Source organism: Enterobacter sp. SGAir0187, assembly GCF_002952735.2.
GTDB classification, from domain to species: Bacteria; Pseudomonadota; Gammaproteobacteria; order Enterobacterales; family Enterobacteriaceae; genus Enterobacter; species Enterobacter quasiroggenkampii.
This window is the reverse complement of the sequence record NZ_CP025034.2, coordinates 95,633-114,612: the sequence shown is the minus strand read 5'-3', so window position 1 is coordinate 114,612 and position 18,980 is coordinate 95,633. Positions and strand designations below refer to the sequence as shown.

Annotated in this window: 15 protein-coding genes; 4 read left to right on the top strand and 11 right to left on the bottom strand. The window is 56.3% G+C overall.

The window, feature by feature from the left end; genetic code table 11:
- Nucleotides 1–60 precede the first annotated feature (60 nt).
- The 4 genes from CWR52_RS00555 to narI are packed head-to-tail and all read left to right on the top strand — an operon-like array spanning nt 61 to nt 6,714.
- Nucleotides 61–3,801, top strand: a complete 3,741-nt coding sequence (locus CWR52_RS00555) for a nitrate reductase subunit alpha (protein ID WP_104948475.1) — start codon at nt 61–63, stop codon at nt 3,799–3,801.
- Nucleotides 3,798–5,342: a nitrate reductase subunit beta gene (gene narH, locus CWR52_RS00550; RefSeq protein ID WP_008501747.1), complete on the top strand. Its 1,545-nt coding sequence runs from the start codon at nt 3,798–3,800 to the stop codon at nt 5,340–5,342. Before CWR52_RS00555 ends, narH begins: the two co-directional genes overlap by 4 nt.
- Nucleotides 5,342–6,037, top strand: a complete 696-nt coding sequence (gene narW, locus CWR52_RS00545) for a nitrate reductase molybdenum cofactor assembly chaperone (protein ID WP_104948474.1) — start codon at nt 5,342–5,344, stop codon at nt 6,035–6,037. The genes narH and narW overlap by 1 nt, the downstream gene beginning before the upstream one ends.
- Complete coding sequence (narI, locus tag CWR52_RS00540) at nt 6,034–6,714, top strand: respiratory nitrate reductase subunit gamma (protein WP_104948473.1); 681 nt, start codon at nt 6,034–6,036, stop codon at nt 6,712–6,714. Before narW ends, narI begins: the two co-directional genes overlap by 4 nt.
- 81 nt (nt 6,715–6,795) lie before the next feature.
- Here the strand turns inward: narI and CWR52_RS00535 are convergent, their stop codons facing one another.
- From CWR52_RS00535 to CWR52_RS00485, 11 genes are all read right to left on the bottom strand, one after another.
- A complete protein-coding gene (locus tag CWR52_RS00535) occupies nt 6,796–8,235 on the bottom strand; it encodes an anion permease (RefSeq protein ID WP_104948472.1) in 1,440 nt (479 codons plus the stop codon).
- A gap of 96 nt (nt 8,236–8,331) precedes the next feature.
- Nucleotides 8,332–10,926 carry a bifunctional aconitate hydratase 2/2-methylisocitrate dehydratase gene (gene acnB, locus CWR52_RS00530; RefSeq protein ID WP_104948471.1) on the bottom strand — a complete coding sequence of 865 codons (2,595 nt, stop codon included), beginning with the start codon at nt 10,924–10,926 and terminating at the stop codon, nt 8,332–8,334.
- 17 nt (nt 10,927–10,943) lie between these two features.
- On the bottom strand, nt 10,944–11,492 hold the full coding sequence (locus CWR52_RS00525; RefSeq protein ID WP_104948470.1) for an RBBP9/YdeN family alpha/beta hydrolase: 549 nt from the start codon (nt 11,490–11,492) through the stop codon (nt 10,944–10,946).
- Between the two features lie 17 nt (nt 11,493–11,509).
- Entirely contained in the window at nt 11,510–12,385 is an 876-nt protein-coding gene (gene citG, locus CWR52_RS00520; RefSeq protein WP_104948469.1) for a triphosphoribosyl-dephospho-CoA synthase CitG, read from the bottom strand.
- Nucleotides 12,360–12,899 carry a citrate lyase holo-[acyl-carrier protein] synthase gene (citX, locus tag CWR52_RS00515; RefSeq protein ID WP_104948468.1) on the bottom strand — a complete coding sequence of 180 codons (540 nt, stop codon included), beginning with the start codon at nt 12,897–12,899 and terminating at the stop codon, nt 12,360–12,362. The genes citG and citX overlap by 26 nt, the downstream gene beginning before the upstream one ends.
- 5 nt (nt 12,900–12,904) lie before the next feature.
- Entirely contained in the window at nt 12,905–14,425 is a 1,521-nt protein-coding gene (citF, locus tag CWR52_RS00510; RefSeq protein WP_104948467.1) for a citrate lyase subunit alpha, read from the bottom strand.
- 31 nt (nt 14,426–14,456) lie between these two features.
- Entirely contained in the window at nt 14,457–15,332 is an 876-nt protein-coding gene (citE, locus tag CWR52_RS00505; RefSeq protein WP_023616934.1) for a citrate (pro-3S)-lyase subunit beta, read from the bottom strand.
- The gene (gene citD / locus CWR52_RS00500; RefSeq protein WP_104948466.1) at nt 15,332–15,622 is read right to left on the bottom strand and encodes a citrate lyase acyl carrier protein; all 291 of its coding nucleotides are present in this window, start codon (nt 15,620–15,622) and stop codon (nt 15,332–15,334) included. Before citD ends, citE begins: the two co-directional genes overlap by 1 nt.
- Nucleotides 15,623–15,646: 24 nt before the next feature.
- Nucleotides 15,647–16,714, bottom strand: coding sequence for a [citrate (pro-3S)-lyase] ligase (citC, locus tag CWR52_RS00495; RefSeq protein WP_104948465.1), 1,068 nt, complete (start codon nt 16,712–16,714; stop codon nt 15,647–15,649).
- Nucleotides 16,715–16,732: 18 nt separating this feature from the next.
- A complete protein-coding gene (locus CWR52_RS00490; protein WP_104948464.1) occupies nt 16,733–17,596 on the bottom strand; it encodes a fumarylacetoacetate hydrolase family protein in 864 nt (287 codons plus the stop codon).
- A gap of 71 nt (nt 17,597–17,667) precedes the next feature.
- Nucleotides 17,668–18,912, bottom strand: a complete 1,245-nt coding sequence (locus CWR52_RS00485; protein WP_104948463.1) for an MFS transporter — start codon at nt 18,910–18,912, stop codon at nt 17,668–17,670.
- Nucleotides 18,913–18,980 lie beyond the last annotated feature (68 nt).

Here is an 18,980-nt window from a genome sequence, read left to right as displayed (position 1 = left end):
ATCTTCGCCGGAGTGTAATGCAGCACCCTCCGGCCATGCTATCGAAGCAGGAGAAATGTCATGAGCAAACTGCTGGACCGCTTCCGTTACTTCAAAACAAAGGGCGACAGTTTCGCCGATGGGCACGGACAGGTGTACCATACCAACCGCGACTGGGAGGACAGCTACCGTCAGCGCTGGCAGTTCGACAAGATCGTGCGCTCTACCCACGGCGTGAACTGTACCGGCTCCTGCAGCTGGAAGATTTACGTCAAAAACGGCCTGGTGACCTGGGAAACCCAGCAGACCGACTATCCCCGCACCCGCCCTGACCTGCCCAACCACGAACCGCGCGGCTGCCCGCGTGGCGCAAGCTACTCCTGGTACCTCTACAGTGCGAACCGCCTTAAATACCCGCTGGTGCGCCGCAGGCTGATTGAGCTCTGGCGCGAGGCGCTGGCGCAGCATACCGATCCTGTTCTGGCGTGGGATGCCATTCAAAACGATCCGCAAAAGGCGCAAAGCTACCGAAAGGCACGCGGTAAAGGCGGGTTTATCCGCTCGAACTGGAAAGAGCTAAACCAGTTGATTGCCGCCGCCAACGTCTGGACCATCAAGAACTACGGCCCGGACCGCGTGGCCGGTTTTTCCCCTATTCCGGCGATGTCGATGGTCTCTTATGCCGCCGGTACGCGCTACCTTTCCCTGCTGGGCGGCACCTGCCTGAGCTTCTACGACTGGTACTGCGATCTGCCGCCTGCCTCTCCCATGACCTGGGGCGAGCAGACCGACGTGCCGGAGTCTGCCGACTGGTACAACTCCAGCTACATCATCGCCTGGGGCTCGAACGTGCCGCAGACGCGAACCCCGGACGCCCATTTCTTTACCGAGGTGCGCTATAAAGGGACCAAAACGGTTGCCATTACGCCGGACTTCTCGGAAGTAGCGAAGCTAAGCGATCAGTGGCTGGCACCCAAACAGGGCACCGACAGCGCCCTCGCCATGGCGATGGGCCACGTGATCCTCAAAGAGTTCCACCTCGATAACCCGAGCGACTACTTCCTCAACTACTGTCGCCGCTACACCGACATGCCGATGCTGGTTCTGCTGGACGAGCAGGCAGAGGGTCGCGTTGTACCCGGGCGGATGCTGCGCGCCTCCGACCTCGTCGACGGACTGGGGGAAGCCAATAACCCAGAGTGGAAGACCGTCGCCTTTGATATTGCCGGGAACCTGGTGGTGCCAAACGGCTCGATAGGCTTCCGCTGGGGCGAAAAAGGGAAATGGAACCTGGAGTCGCTTGCCGCAGGACAGGAAACTGAACTGACGCTTTCTTTGCTCGTTACCCACGACAGCATTGCCGACGTCGCCTTCCCCTACTTTGGCGGCAACGAGAACCCGCATTTCCGCAGCGTGAAGCAGGAACCGGTGCTGACGCGCCGCGTGCCGAGTAAAACCCTGACGCTCGCCGACGGCAGTCAGAAACGCGTGGTCAGCGTTTACGATCTGGTACTGGCGAACTACGGTCTCGATCGCGGTCTGGAGGACAGTAATGCCGCAGACAGCTACGACCAGATCAAGGCCTACACGCCCGCCTGGGGTGAGCAGATCACCGGCGTGCCGGCGTACCTGATAGAAAAAATCGCCCGCGAATTTGCCGATACGGCGCATAAAACGCACGGTCGCTCAATGATCATTCTGGGTGCCGGGGTGAACCACTGGTACCACATGGACATGAACTACCGCGGGATGATCAACATGCTGGTCTTCTGCGGCTGCGTCGGGCAGAGCGGCGGCGGCTGGTCGCACTATGTGGGCCAGGAGAAGCTGCGCCCGCAAACCGGCTGGCTGCCGCTGGCCTTCACGCTGGACTGGAACCGTCCGCCGCGCCAGATGAACAGCACCTCATTCTTCTACAACCACGCCAGCCAGTGGCGCTACGAGAAGCTGACCGCGCAGGAGCTGCTCTCCCCGCTGGCGGACGCCTCGAGGTTCACCGGCCACTTGATTGATTTCAACGTCCGCGCCGAGCGCATGGGCTGGCTGCCGTCGGCGCCGCAGCTCAACCTCAACCCGCTGCACATAAAAGCCCGCGCGGAGGCGGCGGGCATGACGCCGCAGGAGTACACCGTGCAGGGGCTAAAATCCGGTGACGTGCGTTTCGCCTGCGAGCAGCCCGACAACGGTAAAAACCATCCCCGCAACCTGTTCGTCTGGCGCTCCAACCTGCTCGGCTCGTCCGGGAAAGGCCACGAATACATGCTGAAATACCTGCTCGGCACCGAGAGCGGGATTCAGGGTGAAGATTTAGGCTCAACGGACGATGTGAAGCCTGAGGAAGTGGAATGGCAGACCGCCGCCATCGAGGGCAAGCTCGACCTGCTGGTGACGCTCGATTTTCGCATGTCCAGCACCTGTCTGTTCTCCGATATCGTCCTGCCGACCGCCACCTGGTATGAAAAAGACGACATGAATACCTCGGACATGCATCCGTTTATTCACCCGCTTTCCGCCGCCGTCGACCCTGCGTGGGAATCGCGCAGCGACTGGGAGATCTACAAGGGCATCGCCAAAGTCTTCTCCGAGGTGTGTGTCGGCCATCTCGGTACCGAAACCGACGTGGTGCTACAGCCGCTCCAGCACGACTCCCCGGCGGAGCTGTCGCAGCCGTTTGACATTCAGGACTGGCGCAAAGGCGAATGCGATCTGATCCCCGGTAAAACGGCGCCGAACATCGTGGTGGTCGAGCGTAATTACCCGGAAACTTACGAACGCTTCACCTCCCTCGGGCCGCTGATGGATAAGCTCGGCAACGGCGGGAAAGGCATTTCGTGGAACACCCAGAACGAGGTGGATTTCCTCGGCAAGCTCAACTACGTCAAGCTCGACGGCCCGGCCAAAGGCCGTCCGCGCATTGAAACGGCGATAGACGCCTCCGAGGTGATCCTCGCCCTGGCACCGGAAACCAACGGACAGGTGGCGGTTAAGGCCTGGGAGGCCCTCGGTGAACTGACCGGGCGCGACCACACCCATCTGGCGCTCAACAAAGAAGACGAGAAGATCCGCTTCCGCGATATCCAGGCGCAGCCGCGCAAAATCATCTCAAGCCCAACCTGGTCCGGTCTTGAGAGCGAACACGTCTCTTATAACGCGGGGTACACCAACGTTCACGAGCTGATCCCCTGGCGTACCCTTTCTGGCCGCCAGCAGCTGTATCAGGATCACCCGTGGATGCGCGCCTTCGGGGAGAGTCTGGTGGCCTACCGTCCGCCGATTGACACCCGCAGCGTAACGCATATGCGCGAGATCCCGCCGAACGGCTTCCCGGAAAAAGCGCTTAACTTCCTGACGCCGCACCAGAAGTGGGGTATCCATTCCACCTACAGCGAAAACCTGCTAATGCAGACCCTGTCTCGCGGCGGTCCGATTGTCTGGATCAGCGAAACCGACGCGCGCGAGCTGGGCATTGAGGACAACGACTGGATCGAGGCCTTCAACGCCAACGGCGCCCTCACCGCCCGCGCGGTGGTCAGCCAGCGCGTGCCGCCGGGCATGACCATGATGTATCACGCCCAGGAGCGCATTCTGAACATTCCAGGGTCAGAGGTGACCGGACGTCGCGGCGGGATCCACAACTCGGTGACGCGCGTGTGCCCGAAACCGACGCACATGATCGGCGGCTACGCCCAGCTGGCGTACAGCTTCAATTATTACGGCACCGTCGGCTCCAACCGCGACGAGTTCATCATGATCCGCAAAATGAAAAACATTAACTGGCTGGACGGCGAAGGTCGGGATCAGGTACAGGAGGCGAAAAAATGAAAATACGCTCACAGGTTGGCATGGTTCTGAATCTCGATAAATGCATTGGCTGCCACACCTGCTCGGTCACCTGTAAGAACGTCTGGACCGGGCGTGAAGGTATGGAATATGCGTGGTTTAACAACGTCGAAACTAAGCCGGGTATCGGCTATCCGAAAAACTGGGAAGACCAGGAGGAGTGGCAAGGCGGCTGGATCCGCGGCATTCACGGCAAGCTGACCCCGCGTCTCGGCGGCAAAATGGGTGTGCTGTCGAAGATTTTTGCCAACCCCGTCCTGCCGCAGATTGACGATTACTATGAACCTTTCACTTTTGACTATCAGGACCTGCATCGTGCGCCGGAGGGGGATCACCTCCCTACCGCCCGCCCCCGCTCGCTGATTGACGGCAAGCGGATGGACAAAATCGTCTGGGGGCCAAACTGGGAGGAGCTGCTGGGCGGCGAGTTCGAGAAACGCGCCCGCGACCGCAACTTCCAGAAGATCCAGAAGGAGATGTACGGCCAGTTCGAAAACACCTTCATGATGTACCTGCCGCGCCTGTGCGAGCACTGCCTGAACCCGAGCTGCGTCGCCACCTGCCCGAGCGGTGCCATCTACAAGCGCGAAGAGGATGGCATTGTGCTCATCGACCAGGACAAATGCCGCGGCTGGCGTCTGTGCATCAGCGGCTGCCCGTACAAAAAAATCTACTTCAACTGGAAAAGCGGCAAGTCAGAGAAATGCATCTTCTGCTATCCGCGCATCGAGTCAGGCCAGCCGACCGTCTGCTCGGAAACCTGCGTCGGGCGCATCCGCTATCTCGGCGTGCTGCTGTACGATGCGGACCGTATCGAAGAGGCAGCCAGCACCGAGCATGAGACCGATCTGTACGAGCGACAGTGCGACGTGTTCCTCAACCCGAACGATCCGGCGGTGATTGAGGAAGCGCTGAAGCAGGGTATTCCGCAGAACGTGATTGACGCCGCCCAGCGTTCCCCGGTCTACAAAATGGCGATGGACTGGAAGCTGGCTCTGCCGCTGCACCCGGAATACCGCACCCTGCCGATGGTCTGGTATGTGCCGCCGCTGTCACCGATTCAGTCATACGCGGACGCCGGTGGTCTGCCGCAAAGCGACGGCGTACTTCCCGCGGTCGAAAGCCTGCGCATTCCGGTGCAGTATCTGGCAAACATGCTCAGCGCGGGCGATACCGGCCCGGTGCTGCGCGCCCTGAAACGCATGATGGCGATGCGCCATTACAAACGTTCCCAGACCGTGGAAGGCGTGACCGATACCCGCGCTATTGAAGAAGTGGGCCTGACCGAAGCGCAGGTTGAGGAGATGTATCGCTATCTGGCGATTGCCAACTACGAAGATCGCTTCGTGATCCCGACCAGCCACCGCGAAATGGCGCGCGACGCCTTCCCGGAGAAAAACGGCTGCGGCTTCACCTTTGGCGACGGCTGCCACGGTTCCGATACCAAATTCAACCTTTTCAACAGCAGCCGAATTGACGCGATCAACATCACCGAGGTGCGCGAACACGGGGAGGGAGAGTAATGCAAATCCTCAAAATCATCGCGCTGCTGATTGAGTATCCCGATGAAACCCTGTGGGAAAGCCGTGACGAAGCGCTTTCGTTAATTGAGCAGGACGCGCCCACGCTGCTGCCGTTTACCCGGCAGCACCTGAACGCCCCGCTGCTGGATAAACAGGCCGAATGGTGCGAAGTATTTGAGCGCGGTCGCGCGACGTCGCTGCTGCTGTTCGAGCACGTTCACGCGGAGTCTCGCGATCGCGGCCAGGCGATGGTCGACCTGATGACTCAGTACGAGAAAGCCGGGCTTCAGCTGGACTGCCGCGAGCTGCCGGACTATCTGCCGCTCTACCTGGAATACCTCAGCATCGTCACCGACGACGAGGCGCGTGACGGGCTGCAAAACGTCGCACCGATCCTGGCGCTTATCGGCGGCCGCCTGAAGCAGCGCGGCGTGGCGCACTATCAGCTGTTTGATGCCCTGCTGACGCTGGCGGGAACGCGGCTTTCCAGCGACAGCGTGGCAAAACAGGTGTCCGGTGAAAAACGGGATGATACCCGCCAGGCGCTGGACGCCGTATGGGAAGAGGAACAGGTCAAATTTATCGAAGACAACGCCACATCGTGCGACAGCTCGCCGATGCAGCAATATCAACGACGCTTTAGCCAGGACGTCGCGCCCCAGTACGTGGACGTCAGCGCCGGAGGCCCAAAATGATCCATTACCTGAACGTGTTTTTCTATGACATTTACCCCTACATCTGCGCCACCGTCTTTTTCCTCGGCAGCTGGTTGCGCTACGACTACGGGCAATATACCTGGCGCGCCTCGTCGAGCCAGATGCTCAGCAAGCGCGGGATGAACTGGGCTTCGAACCTGTTTCATATCGGCATTCTGGGGATCTTCTTCGGACACCTGTTCGGCATGTTAACCCCGCACTGGATGTACGCCTGGTTTTTACCCGTTGCCGTTAAACAGCAGCTGGCCATGATTGCCGGTGGGGTTTGTGGCGTATTGACGTTGATTGGCGGTTCTATGCTGCTTTACCGCCGCCTGTTCAATCAGCGCGTGCGTGCCACGTCCACCACGCCGGATATCATCATCATGAGCATTTTGCTGATCCAGTGCATTCTCGGGCTGTCGACCATTCCTTTCTCAGCGCAGTACCCTGACGGAAGCGAGATGATGAAGCTGGTTGGCTGGGCGCAGGGAATTGTGACGTTTAAGGGCGGCTCGTCGGAGATGCTGAGCGGCGTCGCGCCGATATTCCGCGTGCATCTGGTGCTGGGGATGACGATCTTCCTTATCTTCCCGTTCACACGTCTGGTGCACGTGTGGAGCGCGCCGTTTGAGTACTTTACGCGGCGGTATCAGGTGGTGAGATCGCGCCGTTGATTTGTCGGGTGGCGGCTACGCCTTACCCGACCTACGTTCACACGCATGTAGGCCCGGTCAGGTGTAGACGCCACCGGGCGATTAATACTGCAGCATACCGTGCTGCATCAGGAAACCCCACCACGGAATGCCGAGGAATATGTGGATCAGAAACGTGCATAGCGCCACGACGGTGCCAATCGTCCACCATGACTTAATATCGTTATACCCCGAGGCGAAGATAATGGGTCCTGCCGCGCCGCCATAGTGCGTGATACAGCCGCCATACGAGTTGGAAAACAGAATGGCAAGCGCCAGCAGGACGGGCGCCGTTCCGGTGACGAGGCCTACGGTGGCAAACACCGGCACCATGGCCGCGACGTATGCCCCGCCGGAGGCAAAGAAATAGCGAACCAGGACGCTGAGAAACACGATAATCACGATGGTCATATTACCGGCGCTGAGGAAATCCAGATGTGCCGACAGGAAATCAGCCAGCCAGCGGAAAAATCCCTCCTTGCTCAGGGTGGCGCTCAGACCGATGATGCCCCCGTACCACATCAGGGTATTCCAGCCGCCCTTATTTTTTTGAACATCGCTCCAGCCGATAATATTAAACAGCAGCGCTGCTCCCATCGCGATAATGGCGACGGCGGATTCATTTAGCCCAAGGTGACGAGAGAAGATCCAACCGAGTAACGCGGCGATAAAAATCACCACCAGCCCTTTCTCTTTGATGCTCATTGCCCCGAGGCTTTGCAGGCCGTTGGTCGCAATTGCGACATTATCAATATGTTTAATTTCCGGGGAAGCAACCCGGTAGCAAATATAGGGAATGATACACAGCATCAATAACCCCAGCGGGGCGCCCGCCAGCATCCAGCCGATCCAGCTAATATGAATATGGAAAATATCTGAAATAAGCTGCAGCGCTAATGCATTTCCCGCAAAACCCGTTAAAAACATATAGCTGGTCGTTTTAGTGACCATATAGACATTGACCATTAAATAACGTCCGGCCTTGCGCGGTGACTCTTGTGGTGTTGACCCCAATACGGTCGCGATACTGTTAATAATAGGGAAAACCACCCCACCTGCCCGCGCGGTATTTGAGGGAGTGGCAGGTGCCAGTACCAAATCCAGCAAGGCGGTTACATAGCCCAGTCTAAGCGTCGTGCTGCCAAATTTCAGGATAAACCAGTAGGCAAGCCGTTTCCCCAGACCGGTGGTGACAAACGCCGCGCTAAGCGTAAAGGCGCTGAACACCAGCCAGGTGGTGCCGGAAGCGTATCCGCTCAGCACATCCATTGATTTGACGGGTGAATCCGGGAATTTTGTCACGGTAAAACAGGTTAACGCGACCGCGACAAGCATGATGACGGGTTCGGGATAAGGTTTAATGACCAGGCCAACGATAGCGGATAAATATATTCCTGCCAGTATCCACGCCTCTTTGGTTAATCCATCAGGCGGAGGGATAAATATTGATAATAATATTATTACGGCAAGTAAGATTGTTTTTAAAACATTGGATTTAAGCATATCTCACCCATGAGAAAAGGGTCCCTGAATGGCAGAGGATTCTCCTGAGAGACGCCTCTGCCGGATAAATATATCTTCTAAATAAATAATAAGAAACTACACGCTAACAATCGGAATATTATCACCTTCTGTGATTTGATATTCGGTCAGGGTGTCAAAACTGAGATAACGATAGATATTTTCATGCGCGCCGTGAAGTTTATCGGTATAGCGAAAATACTCGTCAACGGTGGGCATTTTACCCAAGATGGCCGCGACGCTGCTTAATTCTGCCGAGGCAAGGAAAACGCTGGCATTCGTTCCCAGACGATGCGGGAAATTTCGGGTTGACGTCGATACCACGTGGCTCCCTTCGCGCACCCTCGCCTGGTTCCCCATGCAGAGGGAGCAGCCCGCGGGCTCGATTCGCGCTCCCGACTTTATAAACTGGCTAAAATAGCCCTCACGGGAAAGGTGCCGGGCATCCATTTTGGTCGGAGGCGCGATCCACAGCCGCGCCTGGCTTTCACCGGCATCGGCCAGGATTTCACCCGCAGCGCGGAAATGACCGATGTTGGTCATGCAGGAGCCAATAAAGACCTCCTCTATCGGCGTGTTGGCCACCTCAGAAAGTAAGCGAGCATCATCCGGATCGTTTGGCGCGCAGACCACCGGTTCGGTGATTTCATTGAGATCAATCTCAATGAGTGCGGCATATTCCGCATCAGGATCGGCCGAAAGCAGCGACGGGTTAGCCAGCCACGCCTCGATTTCAGCGATGCGTCGTTCAAGCGTGTCGGCGTTCTCATATCCCTGCTTAACCATCCAGCGCAGCAGGGCCGCGTTGGAACGCAGGTATTGTGCGACCTTGTCCTCCGACAGGCGCATCACGCAAGCGGCAGCAGACCGTTCAGCGGAGGCGTCAGCCAGCTCAAACGCCTGCTCTGCACTCAGTGTTTCCAGCCCTTCAATTTCAAGGATCCGGCCCGAGAAAATATTGCGCTTATTCTTTTTCTCGACCGTCAACAGGCCCTGCTTTCTGGCGTAAAGCGGAATGGCGTGAACCAGGTCGCGCAAGGTGATCCCTTTCTGCATCTCGCCCGTAAAGCGAACCAGCACCGATTCCGGCATATCCAGCGGCATAATGCCCGTTGCCGCGGCGAACGCCACCAGTCCGGAGCCGCCCGGGAAGGAGATCCCCAGCGGGAAGCGGGTATGGGAGTCGGCACCGGTGCCCACCGTATCCGGCAGCAGCATGCGGTTAAGCCAGGAGTGGATAATGCCGTCCCCCGGTTTCAGCGCAACCCCATTACGGCGGGTAATGAACTCCGGCAGGGTTTCGTGGAGCTGAACATCCACCGGCTTAGGGTAGGCAGAGGTGTGGCAAAAAGACTGCATCACCAGGTCGGCTGAAAACGTGAGGCAAGCAAGATCGGTCAGCTCGTCGCGCGTCATCCCGCCGGTAGTATCCTGAGATCCCACGGTCGCAATTTTCGGCTCGCAGTATTGTCCTGGACGGATCCCCGCCACGCCGCAGGCTTTACCCACCATTTTCTGTGCCAGCGTAAAGCCTGTTGCAGAGGGTGCGGGTGCGGCGGGCTTGCGGAACACTTCTGAAGGCTCGAGCTTCAGCGATTTCCGCGCTTTCGCCGTCAGGCTGCGTCCGATAATCAGCGGGATACGTCCGCCGGCGCGCACTTCGTCCAGCAGCACCTCGGTTTTCAGCGTAAAGGTCGTCACCAGCCACTGGCTTTCCGTCTCCCGAATTTCCCCTTTCCGGGGATAAAGATCGATCAGCATCCCGGTCGTCAGCGTGGAGACATCCATCTCTACCGGCAAGGCACCGGAATCTTCGAGCGTATTAAAGAAAATGGGGGCAATCTTGCCGCCAAACACAAACCCGCCGTTGCGTTTATTCGGCACGAAAGGAATATCGTTCCCGATGTGCCATAAAATGGAGTTGGTGGCGGATTTACGTGACGATCCCGTTCCCACAACGTCACCAACATAGACCAGCGGCCAGCCAGCCGCTTTTAATTCTGCCAGCTGGCGCAACGGCCCGCGCGCGCCGGGTTCATCAGGCTCAACCCCTTCCCGGGCGTTACTGAGCATGGAGAGCGCGTGCAGCGGGATATCCGGACGTGACCACGCTTCCGGGGCTGGAGACAAATCGTCGGTATTGGTCTCACCGGGAACCTTAAACACCTTAAGGGTCATTTTTTCAGGCATGGCCGGACGGCGGGTGAACCAGTCGGCATCTGCCCAGGACTGAAGTACCTCTTTTGCCCGATCGTTACCGCTCAGCGCTTTGGCTTCGACCTCGCTGAATTTTTCAAAAACCAGGATCGTGGAAGCAAGCTGCTCTGCGGCCAGCCTTCCCAGCCCTGGATGCTCGAGAAGATCGATCAGTGGCTGAACGTTATAGCCTCCCTGCATCGAGCCCAGCAGCGTCGTCGCCGCTTCGGGCGTCAACCCATCAACACGGTATTCCTGCAGCGCCACCTTAAATAAAAACTCGGCTTTGAGCTTTGCGGCAGGATCGACGCCCGGCGAGACGCGGTGGGTTAATAAATGAATTAATTCCGGATGATGTGCGGGTGCATCATTAATTAAACGCTGAATCAGCGCATCAGTTTGTTCCGCCGTTAAGGGTTTCGCCGGAATACCCCATTCAGCACGCGCGTGCAGGTGCTGATTATAATCATCTAACATAGGCTCTCCTGTTAAAGCTAAAGTTGTTCACAAAATTCAATTAATCGTTCGAGTCCGTAAGACCATTCACCAAACCCAGATTCGGCATTAATATGTCCGGCCTCGCCGATATCGATTAACTGCCCCTTCCAACAGGCAGCCCAGAACTGCGCGCGGGAGAAGCGCATCAGGGGATCGTTTCTGCTGGCAAACATCAGGCAGGGAACCGGTAATGGCGCAGGCTGAATGGCCTCTTCAAGGCCGAAAAACGCGGGCTCTGCCGGTGCGGCCATCACCACCCCGGCGACGTTTACCCGCCGCGTTTGCAGCAGCCGGCATGACGCCAGCGCGCCAAAGCTATGGCCGACGAGGATGGCGGGCAGCTGACACGCTGCCAGCTCGCGGGTAATGGCGGAGACCCAGTTTTCAATATCGGGCTCGAACCAGTTTTTCTGCTGAATTCGCTTCCAGAAAGGAAAACGTCGGCCCCAGCAGCTTTGCCAGTGATGTTCATCGCTGTCTCTCAGACCCGGTACAAGAACCACGGTATAGACGCTACTGAGCTGCTTGAGGCGTTGTTCAATCATGACGTTTTCCTTTTCGATTATTCGCACGGAAACTGCGACAATAACCATCCGACGGCGATAAGATCTGCGCTCCCGCCCGGGCTTAAATTCCGGCGAATAAACTGAACGTCCATATCGGTTAAGGCGTTAACGAGTTTCTCCGGCGTCAGATGTTTCACCGCTAAAATTCGTCCGGAATAGCGTCTGGCATAATTCAGCCCTTTTATTCCCCCCCGTGAAACAAGATTGGTATCCGGATTCGCCGCCATCAGCCCGAGCAACATTCTCAGTAACGCGTCATCCTCAGAGGCTCCCTGGCGCAGTGCCATTTCAAAATGAGGTAGTCCGGCGTGGCGGACGGTGGCAAAACCGCTTTCAGCTTCCCCTCGGGCACCGGTTAAACCGTATGCCTGGAACTGCTGCTCGCCCTTCGTTTTCGCCACGCCGCGATTTTTCAGCTCCCGATCAACGATGCCAGCGCAAATCGCCCTGCTCTCATCGCACAGGCTGCGCTGCGTGAGGCTTTCCTGCCTTTGCGTCAGACGCCCTGCCGCGGCACACAACAGCCCCAGAGAGAAGATGCCGCCTTTATGGGTGTTCACCCCGCCGGTGGCGTTGAACATCGCCTGTTCGCAGGCCAGACCGACCGGCCTTATTGCCCGCAGCGTTTGCGGCCCGGCAAGACGGGCTGTCTCCCTGCCGACGTTAAAGAACGCGGTGAACCACGGGGCAATGGCCGCGATACTGGCCATAAACAGCGCGTAATTCATATCGCGATGCGCCCCGCTGTTGACGCGATCTACCAGACCCGGTTTCGGGGTCAAGCGAATTTCCCGATACATGGCCTCGGCCGCCAGCTCCGCGAAGGGGTGCTGAACGTCTGGCGCATTACATCTGGCAAGCGAAGTAGTCATCGGTTAACGCCTCGATTACGCGCGTGAGCTCGGCCAGCGAATGACGTCGCATGCGGGAACAAACGTGAGCAGGTTCATGGCAGATAAAGCATCTGCGCATCGGTTGCTGGATGGCGCTTCTTTTCAGCAGTCCCGTTTTCGGACACAGCACGTCGATATCCCACAGGCGTCCCAGAGGATGGTTATCTTCGAGATGCGCGGTGACGTGCTTGATCATCCAGGCCGGGGCCGCCACCGACCAGAGCGCTTCCGGCCCCGTGACCGGCTGCAGAGTCTGCTGGCGACAGACCGTCCACTGATGCGTGCGGAATAGCTCTCCGAGCGCCTCATTCGCAACGTCCATCACTCGTCGGGCCAGACCGGTATCCTTCACCGCCCCCGGCCAGACCAGCGTGACGGATACCACGGTATGATCCGACTGAAACAGCCACGCCTGCTGTCGGCGTGCGCGCTGCTCTTTTGATGTCAGAACCTGTTCCAGCGAAACAGGGGCGTTCGATGCGTTATCCGTCATGGGGATCACTCCTTCACCTGGTGAACCACATCAATCACGCTGCCGTCGCGGTAGCGCACCACGCCAACGATCCGGTCGGTAAACGCCACCGGCTTAGGCTCACCCGAGATGAGCAACGCCTTCTGATACAGCACCTCAATGTCGACGACGGGCAGCCCGGCGTGAATCAAGCGTTCGCGGACCTCCGGGCGCGCCGGGTTCACGGCAATACCGTGATCGGTAACCAAAACGTCAATACTTTCGCCCGGCGTCACCAGCGTGGTGACCTGTCTGACGACGGTAGGAATGCGGCTACGGATCAGTGGAGCCACGACGATGGTGAGATTGGCCGCCGCGGCGACGTCGCAGTGTCCGCCTGACGCCCCACGCATCACGCCGTCGGAGCCGGTCAGGACGTTGACATTGAACTGGGTGTCCACCTCCAGCGCGCTGAGAATGACCACGTCCACCCTGTCGCAGCAGGCGGCTTTTGCAGCCGGATTCGCATAGACGTTAGTGGAAATTTCCACATGGTGAGGATTGACCGCCATGGAGGCTGCCGCCGTGCCGTCAAAGCTTTGCGTATCGAGGATCTTTTCAATTAACCCTTTCTGATGCAGATCGACAATGCTGCCGGTGATCCCGCCGAGCGCAAATCGGGCGACAATATTGTGTTTGCGCATCCGGGTTTCCATAAACCGCGTACAGGCGGTTGACGCCGCACCTGACCCGGTCTGAATGGAAAAGCCGTTGCGGAAATAGCCGGAATGTTCAATCACGTCGGCGGCAGAACGGGCAATCATCAGCTCGCGTGGGTTGCTGGTGACCCTGGCGGCACCGACGCTGATTTTTGCCGGATCACCGACGCTCTCAATCTGCACCACATAGTCAACCTGATCCTGAATGATACTGGCCGGCAAGTTAGGGAATGGTTTCAGGGTTTCGGTAAGCAGAACCACCTTCCTGGCATATTTTGCGTCGACCATCGCATAACCGAGCGAGCCGCACTGCGATGTGCCGCCGTTACCGCTGGCATTGCCATATTCGTCGCTGCACGAGACTGCCAGGAAAGCGACATCAATGGCAATTTCGCCCTTCTGAATCAAATTCACCCGCCCGCCGTGGGAGTGGATTTGTACCGGCTCCTCCATCAGACCGTGCGAAATCGCATCTGCCAGTTCGCCACGCATCCCGGAAGTGTAGATTTTGCCGATTACGCCATTGCGAATGTGTTCAATAAGCGGCGTGTTACAGGACATTAACGAACTGGATGCCAGCGTGATCCCTTTCAGACCGCGCTGAGCCAGTTTGTCCATCACGTAGTTGATGACCTTATCCCCTTCGCGGAAGGCGTGATGGAAAGACACGGTCATGCCGTCATGCAGATCGCAGCGGGCCAGCACCTCGTCCACGCTGGCAAAAAGTTTTCGCTGATATTTTTGCTGTGTATCAGAAAGATACGGCGTCGTCGCGTTAGCGCCGCTGAAGGCGACGTATTCACGACGCGTGCCGGGAATGTGGTGCAGGGTTTCAGTTAGGTTTTTCATTATTCATCCTGTCGCTTACGAAAAAAGGTGATTACTGACGAATGCCAGAGGCATTTTTGCGTTCGATAACAACCCGGGCATGGTTGATAATCGGCGCGTCGATCATTTTGCCGTTCAGCGAGATCACCCCGAGTCCGTTGCGTTCGCCCTCTTCTGCGGCAGCAATCACGCGCTGGGCGTAATCCACTTCTTCCTGCGTGGGCGCGTAGGCGTTGTGAAGAATTTCAATTTGTCGCGGATTAATCAGCGATTTTCCGTTGAAGCCCATCCGGCGGATGAGATCCACTTCTTTCAGGAAACCGGCCTCGTCATTGACATCGGCGTAGACCACGTCGAAAGCGTCGATCCCTGCCCCGCGCGCGGCATGTAATACCGCGCACCGCGCATAAAACAGCTCTGTTCCGTCGCCCCGCTCGGTTTGCATATCCATCACGTAGTCAAAGGCGGCGAGCGCAATCCCCATTAAACGGTCGGAGGATTTCGCAATGGCAACGGCATTAATGACACCGACGGCGGATTCGATTGCCGCCATTAATTTCGTTGAGCCAACAGGACGCCCGCAGCTTTCTTCAATGCGGACGATTTCACGTTCGAGCTGATAAATATCTTCCGGTGTGTCGGTTTTCGGCAGACGAATAACATCCACCCCTGCCCTGACGGCGGCTTCCAGATCCTTTAAACCAAAAGGGGTATTAAGCGGGTTAATTCTGACAACGGTTTCAATATCGTTGTACATCGGGTGTTGCAGAGCATGAAATACCAGAAGTCGGGCGCTGTCTTTTTCTTTCAGCGCGACGGCATCCTCCAGATCAAACATAATGGAGTCAGGTTTATAAATAAATGCCGTCGAAAGCATGGCGGCACTTGAACCGGGAATAAATAACATACTGCGACGTAACTTTTTCATTATAACGTTTCCCATGCAATGTCATCCCGGGCCATTCCCCTGAGCAGAGCAGCCTGCACCCGGGCGCGGATCACGCAATCCAGGGCACCTTTATCATCAACAATGATCTGCCCCTGTTCGATGTTGAACGCAGCCAGGGTTTCATGGACCACCTCTGCAATTCGGTCGCCGAATTGCTTATACACTTCGCTCTGGATGACCACGTCCAGCCCGCTCTCATCGGGGCTGACCTTAACCATGAGGTCGCTGGACTCGAGCGTTCCCGCCATCGCAGCTTGCACAATTTTCATATCAGATATCCTGTAATAAGGCGGTTAAATTGCTGCCGACAACGGTTCGGATAAACAAGGCTGATGCTGCGCCTCATTCTTCAGAAACGCGCGCGTCGTGACCGGCACCATGCGGCTGGCGGCAGAGAATTTGTTTTCATTTAATAAACGACGAACGGCGGAAGCCGATACCGGCACATTATTGTCATCCGTTCTTCTTTCTATTTCGTGTATGCTGATAGCGGCTGCCTGGCATGTTTCATCTTCCAGCCAGCGATGCATTGCCCGGTTATATTCAGCGGTTAACGAACAGAACGGCTCTGTGCCCACAAAACGATGATTAATATTCAGCGCGGGGGCGATGTGATTTCTGAACAGCATGAGATCAATGGCCGCATAGGCTTTATTAATGACCTGCTTATCTTTCAGAAAATAGCCTGGGAATGTCCCGCGAGAAATAATATACGCAGACCCCGGATGTACGGTGACATTTCGCAGATGCCGCGATCCGTCCCTGACCATCGCAAACCGTTCTTTAAAGGAAAAAGTGGAGACATCTTCCTGAACCACGAAAACATGGAGCCAGTCGCACTGGCCTGCCGCATGCTCGATGAGGTATTGATGGCCCAGCGTGAACGGATTCGCGTTCATCACGATCGCGCCAATATTTTTCCCGGGCACGAAATGATGGCTTCGGAGCTGGCTGCAGTAACGATGAATACCGACCGGCGTGTTCTCCATTAATGCCGCACAGTTCTCGACGGTCACCAACGGATAGAATCCGCATCCGCGAAACGACTTCACATTATCCGGACAGGTAAAGAGAAAGAGCTGATGTTCGCCGTTTTGTGCCGCCAGAAGTTCGGCCTCATGAATTAACGTCAGGCTTAACGATGTGCCTCGCCACCCGGTATCCACAGCAATGCATTTTAAGGTGTTACCCGCAATGCCGGTGCAGGCGACAAGATGGCGCCGATCGCGCGCAACGATGAATTGCTCAATGTCATCATCAATGCCTAAACCGTTGCGTGCCAGAAAGCGGACAACCTCCTCTCTGGCCTTCGCGTTACCGGCGTTAATCACCTCAAATTCTGGCGTTGTGGCGGTGTACATCGTCTCTCTCCTGCGCGTTTAAACGGTCAATTCTTGTTGCTGGGGCTGCGCTTCCACGATGGTGTTCATCAGGCGGCCAATGTTTTCAATTTCGACTTCGACGCGATCGCCATCGCGCATAAACAGAGGCGGATTACGTTTTTTACCGACGCCACCAGGCGAGCCGGTAATAATGACGTCCCCGGCGCTGAGGGAGGTGAACGTGCTGATATAGGCGATAAGATCGGCCACTTTGTGGATCATGCTGCCGGTGGAGTCATTCTGAACCAGCATGCCGTTCAGCCAGGTGTGGATGGTCAGCGCGTGAGGATCGGGGATCTCATCCGTTGTGGTCATATAAGGGCCGAAAGCGCCGGTTTGCTTCCAGTTTTTACCGGCGGTGAACCAGGCGTGCTGCCAGTCGCGGACGGAACCATCCATATAACAGCTGTATCCCGCAACGTGGCTGAGCGCGTTGTTGACGTCAATTCGGGAGCCGGGTTTGCCGATGATCACGGCCAGCTCGCCTTCGTAATCAAATTCGCTTGAAAGAACCGGTTTGAGAACGGGCCGCGCATGTCCGGTTTGCGAATCAGGGAAGCGGATAAACAGCGTGGGGGCATTATTCGTCTCGGCAAATTCTTTTCTTTTTTCTGCATAATTCATCCCCACGCAGAAAATCTTTCCAGGCTCTTCGATAACGGGCAAGAAGGTGATGTCTTTATGCATAATATCCGCAGGGCAGTCGCTATACTGTCTGGCGACATCAATCGCATCCCATTGAAGGAGATCTTTCAGGGTTGCATATTGATGGCCAATTTTATTACCCAGGTCGATAAAGCCCGACTCAGTATAAATTCCGTAGCTTTTACGGCCCTGATGAATATAACTTGCTAGTTTCATAATAATACCTGATTAATATACGTGCTCATTCTGTGTTCACGCTCTGAAGCGTGAACACATTGTCATGCTACTTACTCGGCTGACTGCGCTGGAACCAGAACCTGCTTATTACCAGATGCAAGATACGTAGCCACGACTACGCCAACGCCAAGTAATGCCAGAATAAATCCGGTCATTCCCTGCCAGCCCATTGAATGGAAGACAAAACCGTTGATAAAACCAATCACCGAACCGCCCATGTAGTAGAAGAATAAATAGAGCGCGACGGCATGACCTCTTGCATGAGTGGCATTTTTACTGACCCAGCTTAAGCCGATAGAATGGCAGCCGAAGAAACAGCCGGTAAAAATCACTGCGCCAACAATAAAGGTGACGACGTTTGACGTCAGCGTCAGCAACATGCCCAGGGCCATTATCAAAAACAGCACGCGCAATACCTTCATTGCGCCATATTTCGCCGATAAACGACCGGCCTGTGGCGCCGTAAAGAAACTCAGAGCGAAGCTAAAGGAGAGCAATCCTGCGTTTGCCGGTGAAATATGGAACGGTTCTCCTTTCAGGAAGAAGGCCAGATAGTTATAGAGTGAGGTAAATGCGCCGAAGATAATAAAGCTGATGACAAACGCCAGCGCCAGATTTTTGTTTTTGAAATGGGAAGCCGCCCCTTTCACCATACGCATAACGTTAAGATTCTGCGTAGGCGTGAAGTTTTTCGATTCCGGCAGCAGGAACTTCACCAGAATCGCAACCGCGATCAGGCTGACTGCAAACCCGTAGAAGATCACATTGATTGAAACGTGGTCGATCAGCTGGCTGGCAACAATACGGCCGGACATGCCGCCCATCGAGTTACCGAAAACAAAATAACCCGTCACGATGCCTGCCGCTACCGGTGCGACCTCTTCGCTGATATAGGCCGTTGCTGCCGCCGCGATGCCGCTCAGCGCCAGACCAATCACCGCACGCAGCGCCACCAGCATTGCCCAGGACTGAACCAGCGGGCAGAGCAGCGTCAGAATGCCGCCCAACAGGAGAGAGACGATAATTAACCGCTTCCTGCCGTAGTGATCGGATAATGTCCCGGTGAACAATAATCCAATTGCCAGCAAGGCCGTCTCTGCTGATAAGATAATACTCACCTGGCTAACCGGAACATTATATTCCACCGCTAGCGTTGGGAGCAGTGGCTGAATAAAAAACAGAGAAGCCAGTTCAGCAAGCCCGGATAATGCGAGAGCCAGAATTACGCGAATATGCGCGCTGGCTTTTACCGGCTCGGGCGCTTTCAGGGTATTGTTAGTATGCGTTAACGCCATAATAACCTCAGTATTATAGTTAAGGTACAGAATGTATTTTTTAAGATGGGTGATTTTTAGTTCAGAAT